The sequence below is a fragment of the Candidatus Bathyarchaeota archaeon genome (assembly GCA_030739585.1).
Taxonomy (GTDB): Archaea; Thermoproteota; Bathyarchaeia; order TCS64; family TCS64.
The window spans coordinates 80,407-92,757 of record JASLYX010000003.1 but is presented as its reverse complement, the minus strand read 5'-3'; the positions used below and the strand labels follow the sequence as shown (position 1 = coordinate 92,757).

Genomic DNA, 12,351 nt, shown 5'->3' with positions numbered 1-12,351 from the left:
TCACCTGTCGAGGGGCAGATCTACCCAGCGTCTTTCCCGGTGGGATTTTTCCACCGCGTTTATGATCTCCTGGACCATAGCGCTCTGTGCAAAGTTGCCCTGATTCTCCTCGCCGCAGGAGGTGATCTCCTGGTTGAAATTGTGGACAAGGTTGCAGTAGAACAATGAGGGCCAGGGCTCATCGGGGGTGTGCCCCGGGGGAAAGAGCCGGCCGGGTATCTCTACAGGGATGAACTCCACAGCGTCCGGGGTGGCCTTGTGCAGTGTCTGGCGGACACCAAACTCATCTACCAGGCGGCAGATCAAGGCTCCCTGGGAGCCATAGGCCCGCGCCTCTAGTCCCGGGTAATTCCCCACGGTAACATAGCTTGATTGGATAGAGCACATGGCCCCGTTTTCGTACTCGCCGATGTAGATGTCCCCGTCATCGATATTGGTCCTCACCCTGCTCCCATCGTAGTCTGTGCGGAAGGGGACGAAGTTCTTGAGCAGCCCCACCACGCTGGTGAGATGGCTCCCCATGAACCAGAGGCTCAGGTCGATGATGGGGGCCCCGTAGCCTTCAAGGGACGAGACCTTGATATCCGACTTCTTCGTGGGGGGAATGAGGTCCCTCTTGGTCACGGGCTCCTCTGGGCTGAGGAACTGGGAGTTCTGCTCGAATCCGTTGAAGATGTAGGGTTCCCCTATAAAGCCCCCCTCGATGAGCTCCATCATATACATCATCGCAGGCGCGTACCTAAATGTGAATCCCACTTTCGTCTTCAGATCCTTTGATTCCGCCAGTCTATGAGCCTTCCAGGTGTTTCTATAATCGTGGGCCACTGGCTTCTCACACAGTACATGCTTATCAGCCTCCAGAGCCGTGAAAACAAGCTTCTCGTGGTTGTCCGGGTCGTCGGGACCGCCCCGGGTACAGACGTCTATGACGTCTATGTCGTTTCTCCCAATCATCTCTCGGGCGTCTGTGTAGACATCTGGTATCTCATACTCCTTCGCCCGCTGCTCAGCCAGCCCGCGGTTCATGTCACAGATGGCCACCACCTCACTTAGGGGGGACCGGGTGAATCCGGGCAGGTGTGCTCTGTTGGCCCAGCGTCCAGCCCCAATGACCCCCACTTTCAACTTATCCGCCAATCTCAAGCCTCCTCAGGTGACGCCACAACATATGTCATCGCTCCCTCTTCTATCACGGCGAGCCTCGGCCTAAGGAGCAGAACCGCCGTTTCAGAGAACGGAGCCTCGAAAACCTCTAATGTCTCCATAGTAATAGGGTCCAGTAGCTTCCCCAAAACTGTTCCCCCTTCAACTATGGTTCCGATAGTTCTAGCACCGATTACAGGGAAGAGGACGCCTCCCCGGGAAGGCCTAAGAACCCGGGATGGGCCCACTTTAACGGGATTAGGGAGCCCCGGCTCTTTCGGCATAGAGGTCATAACCCCCGTTACCCCTAAGGCCCTTCTCAACCCCCTTGCGACCCTGGCCGCCCACTTCTCCTCGTTCCCGCACCTGCCCCCCATCTCTATGGCTGTAACTTTGGCGCCTTGGGAGCGAGCCACACCTGTAAGGGTCGAATCTCTCAGGGCTCCGTCGACAATGATAGGGGGCTGGAACGCCTGAGCCAGATCCTCGCCGCCGGGGAACTGAAACGCGAAGGAGTTGACGCACCAGCTCCCCCCTCCATGGAGATCGATGACTGAATCTGCATCCCCTAGGGCATGCCTCGTTATTGCATCAGCAAGCCTCTCAGTGTGGGATCCACGGGGACGCCCAGGGAACGTTCTGTTAAGATCAAGCCCATCCACAGGAGAGCATCTAGCATCGACCTCCATAGCAAGGGGATTCGCTACTGGCACAATCCGGAGGGTCCCCTTCAACTCATCCAGGATGACGCCCCCCAGCATCTTGTGGATCGCCCAAACACCCCAGGGCCCTTCATCACCATGTATGCCCGCTGTGACTAGGACCTCGGGGGAGCCCTTGCCAACTTTTCCAACTGCCAAATTGAACTGCCCACCTGCAGCCCCTACTGATATGGGATAATGTTCCCATGAAACTGCTTCTGATAGTCTCACCAATTCGATCAGCCTTAGATATATTGAATCCCCATTCAAGAGATTTAAAGCAGCGAGTCTCCCCAACTCGAACCGGTTGCGGGCTCCCCGTAACAACTAAACCCTTTCCCCCTTAATTTACTAGACAACGCGAAGACAGATAGCTAGTTGCATCAGTGACCTTCCGGGGGATCACACTCCCTATTTTTGACTTCATGGGGGGGAACCTCACCACACTCACTTTGACCTAAGTCCTTGGCAGGCTCTTCAGAATTATTTATGGTGACCTATGCAGAGCGCGTCTCCTCAGTATCTACTAGGGGAAAATCATCATTAGGACGGCCCACGGGTTCTGACTAGTGCATAGCGCGCGCCTCAACTTTTACGACTACAACTAGATGGATGAGTACGCCCTAAGGTGGTATCGAGACCTCTTCGAGCAATATTGAGAGAAGGGGAAACTCTCCGCCTACAATTGATCCTCTTTCCATAGAATCAGATAGAGCAAAGATTCCCCCTTAACCCCCTGCCGAAACATGTTGCATGATTCTTGGCATTAAGACCCTCCGGGCCCCGTGGGCTAGGTCAACCCGAGGAGACTATTTGATCCTTAAACTCAGAGTAAGTGAATTAGCCTTCCTGCCCTGCCCACATTTAGCTGCTTTATGCCCCGATAGGAGGTGACGTAGCCGTTCTCGACCCGCATTCTATCTCCCACCTTCACCTGCTTGATCTGCTTGTTCCAGAGCACCAACACGATCCTTCCAAAGTTGTCCCCAAACCCTGCATTAGCCACCGACAGTGTCTGCCACCGCCTACGCTTCGATCTCACCTCTCGGGCCACCCCTTTCTCTAGGATCTCCCCCTCCACGTCAACATCTTTCATTCCATCCTTGAGCTCCCCTGTCGGAGTCATCTCGTAGGGTTGCGAAGGGTCTACCGTTTTCTCATACCATCGTCTCGGGGACTCTGGTTCACCTTGATCCCAGCCCACCTGGGAGAATCCAAGCTTCTCGTAGAAGGAGGTGGTCCTGATGTTCCACTCGGGGGTCCCTAGGGTCCAGAGCCGTGCCTGCGGGTACCTCTCTGCCGCGAGCTCCATGGCTCGAGTGCCTATGCCCTGCCGGTGATGGTTAGGGTCCACGAAGATATTCTCAAGCATCTTGTGTCCCGGGTTCTTGGAAGCCACATATATCCCTCCTACAGTTTTGTCGTTGAGAATTATCCTGTAGCAGTCGAAGTATTCCATGACCTTAACCTGATACTCAGGGTCGTCGTATCCTAGAGGCCCTCCTTTGCTAGGGGACCCTATGTTGATATCGGTATCGAATGCCCTCTTCGATATTTCCGCAAGGACCTCAGCGTCACTAACCTCAACATCCACCAGTTGTACCTTGTCTTTCACGCCAACTATTCTCCCCATCAACATGTTGGTGTCTCATCTATAACAGATACGGAACCTCCGTTACTATTTGTCCTTTCAAAGAAGAAAGAATCAACTATGGGACCTTGACATCACTCTTGATATACCTGACGCGCACAAGAATAAAACCATGGAAAATAAATAAACAATAGATGAACCATAATTCCGAGTAATATTGGGGTTAAGAAGAACCGATTAAGACCGCCTGTCAAATCACATCTATCAGAAAGATTAGCCCAGGATAGATACCTTCTTTCAGGAGAAAAAACTGTTCGCAGCTACCTAAGGCTAATTGAGACATCGATTGTTTTCAAACATAAGGTGCCTTGTTTTCTTTTTTCAGAAAACATATACTTTCCATTATGTCTAACCATGGATAGAGAATCACGCAAATCCACTATTGTCCACGTGAAATCCTTATAGTTGACGCCCTTTTATCAAGCAAGATATAAGAATAAATATCTAAACTAAATAAGGACTGATTCCAATGGGTAATGCCTTTCCTCTATATGAAACTGTATTAATTTTGACCACCGGATTTGGGGTTACCTTTCTATCTCTTCCTATCGTGATAACAAAGATGAGAGAGCTGAACATTGTTGGACGTGATGCCCATAAGACTGATCATCCTATTATTCCTGAGATGGGCGGCATTGCGATCCTCGTTGGTCTCGTCGTGAGTTCAATACTTGTATCGATTCTTTTCCCTGAAAAACTATCCCTAGTCCTGAGCTTTCTGTCCACGGTGCTGATAGCTGGGTTGATCGGTGCGTATGACGATCTGAAACCTCTTAATGCAAAGGTGAAACCCATACTAACAGCCTTTGCCGGATTCCCGATCCTCCTTATGGGCACATATACACCAAGTATCGTCTTTCCATTCATTGGGGCGACCCGACTCACTATGGTCTATCCACTACTCCTCCCCATCGTCATGGCAGTTACATCTAACGCAGTGAATATGATGGACCCTTTCAACGGGGTGATGGGAGGTTCAACCTCAATAATCACCCTGACGCTACTGCTCTCAGCGCTTATTTTGGGGAAGACTGATGGCGTGATCCTCAGTATGGCGCTATTGGGGGTCCTCTTAGCCTTCTATTATTACAATAAGTATCCCTCTAAAGTGTTCTCCGGGGACGTGGGGAGTCTTGGCGTAGGTACGGCAATTGGGGCTATCGCAGTCCTTGGGCACCTCGAGGTGGTGGCCATGGTGGCCTTTATGCCCCAGATCATGAACGCCTTCTACGGGTTATCTAGCATCGGCCACCTGTACGAAAGGAGGGAGGTGGCTAGGCCGACGAGACTTATGGAGGATGGACGGATGATGGCCCGGACTGACTCGGGGGCGCCCATTACACTAGCCCGATTCATCTTGGCGCGTGGACCATTGAGGGAGAACCAGGCGTCCCTCGTTTTCATGGTCCTCTCGATCATAGCGGGATGTCTCGCCCTGATAACGGCCTCCCTAATGTTGGTGTCCACATGAGTCGCAGAGTTCTTGACTTTGTTATATTACTCCTCTTCGTGTGGTTCTGTATGATTGGGGGTCTCTGGGTCATCAACAACTGGATCATTCCATTAAAGATCCCGGGCGTAGAGGAGGCTCATATCATCAACATTGTGCAGGTGGTGATCAGCACAGTGCTCGTACTATCATGGTTGCTCCTCTGGAAGAGGCTTGCCACATGGATGTTCTGGCGTGCTATTGGAGACCGTAGACTTATAGACTAAATGGGCACAACGAATGAGACAAGAAACGGGGAGCTCCTGGCGATTCAGGGACTGAAGTGGTCAAGTTGAAAATCATCATCGATATACTCACGCCAAAACAGTGTATGATGTTCCAGGTGCTTCACACCGAGCTTCTGGAGAGGGGACACCAGGTCCTCATGACCACGAGGAGTTATAGAGAAGTCGACGAGATCATCACGAGGCGAGGGATCGAGGCGATCGCTGTCGGGAGGCACGGTGGGAAGAACTTGAGAAGCAAACTCCTCGAGAGCGTAAACAGGATTACGGGTCTTATCTCGATTTACGAGGAGTTTAACCCGGACATAGTCGTGTCCTTCTCATCCCCTGAAGCTGCGAGGGTCTCGTTCGGACTTGGGATTCCGCATCTATGCATCAGCGACTCTCCCCACGCCGAGGCAGTTATGAAGCTCACGATCCCCCTCTCGGATACCTTGATGACCCCGTGGATGATCCCCGAGGAAGCATGGGCAGGCTACGGCATCTCGCCGGAATTCATTGTACGCTACAACGCCCTCGACCCGTGGGCTTGGCTGAAGGACTTCAAGCCAGACCTAGGGATCCTAGACGAACTAGGTATCAACCCGGAGAAACCTGTGATCACAATCAGGTCGGCTGAGATCTTCGCAGCGTATCTTTTGAAAACCAACAGAGAGGAGTCGGCGATCAAGAACCTGATTCACGGGTTAGTTGAACTGGACCAGGAAGTCCAGATTGTGGTAATCCCCCGATACTTAGAGCAGGTCTCAGCCCTTAGGGGATTTTATGGGGGAGAGGTCATAGTTCCGGATAAGGCTGTTGATGGCCCGAGCCTACTTTATTTCTCCGACCTCTTCATCGGAGCAGGGGGGACCATGAGCGCCGAGGCGGCGATTCTCGGTGTCCCTACAATTTCTTGCTATCCTGGGAATCCCACCCTCGTGGAACTCTTTCTCATAAAGCATGGCCTTAACGAGAGGGAGACAAACATCGAATCCCTCATTGAGAGGGCTTCCGAGCTTTTGGTGGATCGAAAGTCCCAGAGGGAGGCTCAAAAAGAGAGGGCAAGGTTTCTTATCAAAGACTTTGAGGACCCTGTGAAGGGCATTTCTGATGAGATCGAGAGATTGGGCAAGATAATCGCCAATTAATCCGTAAAAAATTGGACAAAAGATCTCTCCCTCTAGGTCTTTATGAGGAAGTGGATCATCGGAGCAACTAGTATCAAAGAAATAAATATGGAGTTCTTGAACCATACATGATTGATTTGCCTTCCAGCGTCCTTATTACCAACTTTAGCTACAAGAACGCTCTCGCAGCAGTAAGATCCCTAGGTCGGGCAGGAGTCAACGTCGTCGCAGGGGGCAGGGATCCAAGGAGAAGGGTAGCTGCGGTCTCTAAATACTGCTCTGCATGGAAAACCTACATCCCCCCCAGCGTTTCCATCGAGAGGTTCATTAAAAATATCAAGAGGATCGCCGTCGATGAGAAGATCGACATCGTCATGCCAATAGGTGTTGACACAACGGTCTCTCTCTCCTTCTATAAAGACGCCCTTGCGGACTACGTCCATATACCTGTTCCAGACTACGCGGTGCTGGAGATGGCTCACGACAAGCTGAAGTCCCTCGAGATCGCTAGAAGGATCGGTGTACCCGTTCCGGAGACGGTGACCTCGGACAATGGCGGCATAGATTACTCTGGACCCTTCCCCGTTGTGGTGAAGGCAAGGAGGGGGGCCGCCGGTACAGGGACCCGTTACGCTACGAGCAGGGGGGAGCTTAGACAGGCTCTCCTAGAGTTTCAGGATAAGATCTCAAATGTAATCCTAGACTTCAAGTCGCCAATGATTCAGGAGTATATCCCAGGTGAGATCAGGGATGTCTGTGTCCTGTTCAACCGGGGAGAGCCGAGAGCGGCGATGGCTCAACGGAGGATCGTCACCTTCCCTCCAGGGGGGGGAGTAGGGATTGTTAACGAGACCATCTGTGATCCAGAGCTCATAGAAAATGCCCTGTGCCTTCTTGAGGAGATAAGGTGGCACGGGGTGGCCCAGGTGGAGTTCAAGGTGGATTATGAGGGCATCCCACGCCTTATGGAAGTCAACTCCAAGTTCTGGGGGACCCTGGAGCTTTCCATTGCGTCCGGGGTCGATTTCCCGCGCCTTCTTTACGAGATCGCTGAGCACGGCGACGTGGAGTCGTGTTTTCGTTACAAGAAGGGTCTCCAGATGTGGTGGACATCTGCGCACTTTCCCCAGCTGCTTTTCGCATTCATCAGAGAAAGAGGGAAGATCGCGGCGGCTCTTAGAGATTCCAATAAGCGGAGATTGACGGATCTCCACCTTGACGATGTGAAACCCCACTTATTGCAGTTCATGGAGTGCATCGGTAGGCTGACGAGGTACAAAAAGATGCTAGAGCATCCACTCTCTCGCTGAGGTCGTGCTCATTTGGCCTTTTATTATCAAGTCACCTTTTTATCGCCAGGTGACTGAGCGTGTAGTGTGACCCTTGAGGAACCCATCCCGGTATTTCTGAGTCATGACGTCGACTGGGGGAAGGCCGGCGCCCCCAGACAGCATGTCATCGCGAGGCGGAGTCGTTTTAATGAAGCTGTTATGGATAAACTAGACGAAAAGAATCCTTATCAGAATATTCGGGAGATCATGGAGATTGAGGAAAAACATGGACTCCGGTCCACCTTCTTTTTTAGGACCAGAATGGATACGCAGCATCCTCCTCCCTCATATGATCTCCAAGAGTATCGCGCAGAGATCAGGTCCATGGTGTCGGGAGGCTGGGAGGTGGGGCTCCACTCGGATCACCTCTCTATCCAGCAATCCCAGAGCCTCACGGATGAGAAGAATCTCCTCGAAGACATCTCAGGGACGACAATACTAGGAAACAGGACCCACTATACGGTCGGTGTAGAACGCCACGACTCCCTGTTTAGTAATCTGAGACGTGCAGGGATCAAATATGATTCCTCGATTAAGTACTGCAGGGATCAAGTGACCGAGAGGGACTGTATGAGCTTCGGGATAGATGGTTTAAGAGTTTTCCCTATAACTATAATGGATGCCCTCATCTTCACGGACCTGGTGGATGAAGGGGACGTCCTGAGAAGACTTCAACAAGTGGTCGATCTCTGCAAAGGTCTGCCCAGAGGGAGGGTTCTCACCATTCTTTGGCACAACTGCTCCCTCAAGATGAGGTTCGGGAGGAAATATCCTAAAGTCGTCGAATATCTCGCCTCGACCGATGACGTAACTGTGAAAACGGGGGAGGGATTGCTGGGTATTTTTAACGGGAATCCGGTCTAGATCCGCTCAATAGGGTTTATCACTCGTTCTACAAACTATGAATACGATTTTAAGGGCACGCCTTGAATCTAGGTTGGTTAACATCTCAGGTCAGGTCAATGTGCTTTGGATAAACTAAACGTCGCCGTTATCGGCTGCGGGTTCTGGGGGAGGAACCACGCCCGAGTCTACAATGATCTCGAGACTGCTGAGCTTGTTGCAGTTTCGGATCTTAATGAGGATGCGGCGTGCAGTCTCGGGGAGAGATACGGGGCCGACCATTACTCGAACGTTGGAGCGCTCCTTAGAAGACGTGATGTTGACATGATTTCCATCTGCACCCCGACGGTAACCCACGCGAACATTGCATTGGCAGCGATAGAGGCGGGGAAGCACGTCTTGGTGGAGAAGCCCATGACCAGCACTGTGGCCGAGGCGGAGGGTTTGATTGCTGCCTCTGAGAAGGCGAAAGTGAAGCTCACCGTGGGGTTCGTGGAGCGCTTCAACCCGGGGGTGATTGAGGCCCTCAAACTGGTCAGAGAAGGAAAGATTGGGGACGTTATCCTGGCCCGAGCGCACAGGGTGAGCAGATACCCTCTAAGGATCAGCGACGTGGGGGTCGTGAAAGATCTGGCCATCCACGACGCTGATCTAGTAAGGCAGCTTTTCGGAGAGGACCCCGAGATTGTCTATGCCACCGCCGGCAACCTCGTGCACATGTTTGAGGACTATGCGAACATCGTGTTGAGATTCTCTGGTAACAGGAGCGCTTTTATCGAGACCAACTGGCTTACTCCCCACAAGATCCGTCGTCTTATCCTCACAGGATCCGAAGGTCTCATCACCGTTGAGTTCATCACTCAGGAGGTTACCGTGGAGGACGACGAGGGGCGTTACCAGCCCTTCTTGAAGCCTCAAGAGCCACTTACTCTGGAACTGGAGAACTTTGTGGAAGCGATCCTCGAGGACAAGCCGCCGGCGGTCACAGGGGAGGATGGTCTCATGGCCCTCAGGATCTGCGAGGCAGCCCTTGAGTCTTCACGGATCGGGAAGCCTGTCACGCTCTAGAAAGAGAACCTACTCCTACATGGAAATTCTGTTAGTCCCTTGTTATGAAGGATATCTACTGTTAGGTATAGCTCGATAGTTGTTGTTTTACCAATCCTCTAAAGTATCCCTCGTACGCGAGGAATACTCGATTTTGCTCTCGCTTTCTTTTTACTATCTTTTCTGATAGAGGTGAGTCGTCGATAAAATGGGTGGCTCTCGTTGTCTCGCAGATTTAGAGGCAAGGACAATTGCCCTATCGCTTGATCCTCAACTCGCCATGGTTCCTCGTGAACAATCCATGCGACAAACGCGTTCTCACTCACCGCTGGGATAGTATATCCTCCCCATCATGGAACGTCATCCGTCTTCCTTTTCCCACCCTGCGAAGTTCAATCCCTAACTTATTTGATAATAGACACCCTAGTGTGAGCTTTAGAGTAGAGCTTTCTGCATTACCTTGGCAATGATCTTTAATTTTCAATCGGAGGTTTTGTTTACTGGGGTTTCCAATTCTCTGAGGTTTGTTGGGAGAAATCCCCACATACAATAGATGAAGATCGTCACGTTTTATACATTTATCAAGTGGATGTTTGGCGGAATTTCCTTGAAGACCCATGCGTACACCCCCGGAGATCGTGGAATAGGGCATTCTCTTTGGAGCGCTTGAACTTGCGAAAATATATTGGTTGGGTTAATTAGCTCATTGACGAGTTTCTTCATTTTCTTCCTCCGTTTATCTCTTCACATGTGAACGGGTTTCAACACTAGATGCTTTTTTCACTTTAATCAATACTTTCTCAATTAGCAATCCTGTTAGACTTGAATAAACTGAGATTTTCACGTTGATGAATATATTGGATAAGCGAGCTCGAGAGGAGTTACATGGTCCTTTTGAGGACCCGCCCCGGAGTTGCTCCTGTATGCTTACCTTTTTCAACGACTTGCTTGCCGTTCACGAATACATGGTCGATGCCCTCGGGATATCTTCTGGTCTCGACTTCGTTGCTACGGACCTTTAGTTTTGAGAGATCCATTAAAACTATGTCTGCGTATCCGCCCTCCTTGAGGATCCCTCGGCCCTCGATGTTATGGACCTTCGCAGGTAGCGTCGAGGTCTTCTGAACGGCTTCCTCTAGGCTAAAGATGCTACCATCCCTAACGTATTTGATATAGAACATCGGATAGGCGCTGAAGGTGTTGATGCCCGGGATGCTATAAGGTGGATTCTTAGACTGCCACTCGGCATTAAAGACGCTCGTGTCTAGACCCACCATGCCCTTGGGGTGCGTCCAGTAGTGGAGGTAGGGGGCTCCAGGACTCATCGAGTCCGTGGCTCCCCGAGTGAAAGGGTCCTCGGCGATGATGTCAAAATAGGTGTCCCAGGGCTCAGTGTTCCGCTCCTCCGCGATCTCTGCTACTGTTTTTCCGTTAATACCAGGCACCTTGCTTTTTAGGACTATGATGTTCTCTGCCCATCTGGGGGCGGTGTTTGGGTTATAGGCGACCCTGATGAACCACTTCCCGGAACGGATTGCGTCCTTTACCTCCTCCCGGAAATCCTTCACCTTGAGCCATTTCCCGAACCCTTCGAGACCACCGAGTTCCCTGAGCCAGGGAGCGTAAAGGGAGGCGAGGTAGGGCATCGTAGCGAATCCGCTCCTCGTCAACTGGGGAATCGCGTCCCATGTGATATCAAGTTCATCCTTTGAGTCGGCAGTGATCATGTCAAGGGTGGTCTTCACGTTTGCCTTCTCGAGTTCGTCAGGTGGTGGGGGATAGATCTGCCATCCAGTTGAAATGTGAGCGTAGTGAAGACGAACCCCAGTCTTCTTGTAGACGTCAACGCACTCCATAAGAGCGGTGATCTTCTCGTTGGGGATATGCCCAGCTGAGATGCCCCTCCTCCGGCCCGTTCGCCTCCAGTGAGGACAGTAGACTCCACCGTACTCCTTGAGCACAGTGACCCCATCGATGATCTCTTTATGAGATGCGAAGACGTCGGGATCGTAATCGAGACCAGTGCTCATACCCAGACATCCCTGCTTCATCGCCTCGTGGATGAGCCCCCTCATCTTAGTTTTTTCCTCCTCCGTGCTGTGGCGCTTGTAGTCCAGACCCATTACCTTAGTTCTAATGGTGCCGTGGCCCACAAGGGGTGCGTAGTTCATTGAGACACCAACCTCTTCAACTTTCCTGAAGTAACCCGCCATATCCTCCCAATCAAGGGTCCAGCCGTAGATTTTCTTCATCCACTCGTTGGCCTTCTCCAGCGGGAAGAAAGGCTGCCTCGGATAGAACTTATATGGGTCTAGGTCGGGGAGATGATCCAGAAGCCCCCGGGGCAACCTGATGTGCTCCCCGATGGGTGCGGGTGACCCTCCACACTGGCCACCAACGAAGGTTGTAACCCCCTGCATAACGTAACTTTCAGCCTTAGGGAACCAGAGCAGGGTCCAGTCACCATGGCTATGAGAATCGATGAAGCCAGGCGTCGCGGTGAGACCTTTTGCATTTAATGTCCTTTTTGCGTTGTCCTCTACTTTACCCAAGGCGACCACCTTGTCCCCTTGGACTCCGATGGCTCCTTTGTAGGCCTTATTGCCCATTCCATCCACTATATTTGCGTTTTTGATTAGAACATCGAGTTCAGTCATCTAACCGCCAATATGAAATTCCCCTTAAGACAATTTAACAATGCATGCGCGAAGCTTGCATTTTTACTAACATTGGGGGAAAAACGTAGGGTCATCTTCAACAAATTCTGAATTATCTATTCAGTTATGATCTTC

Annotated in this window: 10 protein-coding genes; 6 read left to right on the top strand and 4 right to left on the bottom strand. The window is 51.5% G+C overall.

The genetic code is table 11. The features are described from left to right. The 3 genes from QGG23_04020 to QGG23_04010 form a co-directional block, all read right to left on the bottom strand. Window positions 1–1,137, bottom strand: a complete 1,137-nt coding sequence (locus QGG23_04020; protein ID MDP6048594.1) for a Gfo/Idh/MocA family oxidoreductase — start codon at window positions 1,135–1,137, stop codon at window positions 1–3. A 2-nt stretch (window positions 1,138–1,139) separates the two neighbouring features. Further along, on the bottom strand, window positions 1,140–2,003 hold the full coding sequence (locus QGG23_04015; protein ID MDP6048593.1) for a M14 family metallopeptidase: 864 nt from the start codon (window positions 2,001–2,003) through the stop codon (window positions 1,140–1,142). Window positions 2,004–2,670: 667 nt separating this feature from the next. Next, window positions 2,671–3,477 carry a GNAT family N-acetyltransferase gene (locus QGG23_04010; GenBank protein ID MDP6048592.1) on the bottom strand — a complete coding sequence of 269 codons (807 nt, stop codon included), beginning with the start codon at window positions 3,475–3,477 and terminating at the stop codon, window positions 2,671–2,673. 580 nt (window positions 3,478–4,057) lie between these two features. On the opposite strand from QGG23_04010, the gene QGG23_04005 reads away from it, so the two are divergent. The 6 genes from QGG23_04005 to QGG23_03980 all read left to right on the top strand — a co-directional run bounded on the left by QGG23_04005 (window position 4,058) and on the right by QGG23_03980 (window position 9,580). After that, window positions 4,058–4,966, top strand: a complete 909-nt coding sequence (locus tag QGG23_04005) for a hypothetical protein (protein MDP6048591.1) — start codon at window positions 4,058–4,060, stop codon at window positions 4,964–4,966. Beyond that, window positions 4,963–5,211 (top strand): hypothetical protein, encoded by a 249-nt coding sequence (locus QGG23_04000; GenBank protein ID MDP6048590.1) that lies wholly within the window; start codon window positions 4,963–4,965, stop codon window positions 5,209–5,211. The genes QGG23_04005 and QGG23_04000 overlap by 4 nt, the downstream gene beginning before the upstream one ends. A gap of 56 nt (window positions 5,212–5,267) precedes the next feature. Then, entirely contained in the window at window positions 5,268–6,359 is a 1,092-nt protein-coding gene (locus QGG23_03995) for a DUF354 domain-containing protein (protein MDP6048589.1), read from the top strand. 107 nt (window positions 6,360–6,466) lie between these two features. Further along, window positions 6,467–7,648 carry an ATP-grasp domain-containing protein gene (locus QGG23_03990; GenBank protein ID MDP6048588.1) on the top strand — a complete coding sequence of 394 codons (1,182 nt, stop codon included), beginning with the start codon at window positions 6,467–6,469 and terminating at the stop codon, window positions 7,646–7,648. A 66-nt stretch (window positions 7,649–7,714) separates the two neighbouring features. After that, the gene (locus QGG23_03985) at window positions 7,715–8,533 is read left to right on the top strand and encodes a hypothetical protein (protein MDP6048587.1); all 819 of its coding nucleotides are present in this window, start codon (window positions 7,715–7,717) and stop codon (window positions 8,531–8,533) included. A 105-nt stretch (window positions 8,534–8,638) separates the two neighbouring features. Next, the gene (locus tag QGG23_03980) at window positions 8,639–9,580 is read left to right on the top strand and encodes a Gfo/Idh/MocA family oxidoreductase (protein MDP6048586.1); all 942 of its coding nucleotides are present in this window, start codon (window positions 8,639–8,641) and stop codon (window positions 9,578–9,580) included. Window positions 9,581–10,440: 860 nt separating this feature from the next. Here the strand turns inward: QGG23_03980 and QGG23_03975 are convergent. Beyond that, on the bottom strand, window positions 10,441–12,216 hold the full coding sequence (locus tag QGG23_03975; GenBank protein ID MDP6048585.1) for an amidohydrolase family protein: 1,776 nt from the start codon (window positions 12,214–12,216) through the stop codon (window positions 10,441–10,443). Window positions 12,217–12,351: the final 135 nt, after the last annotated feature.

What these genes read in the sequence shown, in the direction of transcription:
- QGG23_04010 (MDP6048592.1), bottom strand. Translation starts at nt 3,477, where the DNA reads ATGGGGAGAATAGTTGGCGTGAAAGACAAGGTACAACTGGTGGATGTT.
- QGG23_04005 (MDP6048591.1), top strand. Translation starts at nt 4,058, where the DNA reads ATGAGAGAGCTGAACATTGTTGGACGTGATGCCCATAAGACTGATCAT.
- QGG23_04000 (MDP6048590.1), top strand. Translation starts at nt 4,963, where the DNA reads ATGAGTCGCAGAGTTCTTGACTTTGTTATATTACTCCTCTTCGTGTGG.
- QGG23_03990 (MDP6048588.1), top strand. Translation starts at nt 6,467, where the DNA reads ATGATTGATTTGCCTTCCAGCGTCCTTATTACCAACTTTAGCTACAAG.
- QGG23_03975 (MDP6048585.1), bottom strand. Translation starts at nt 12,216, where the DNA reads ATGACTGAACTCGATGTTCTAATCAAAAACGCAAATATAGTGGATGGA.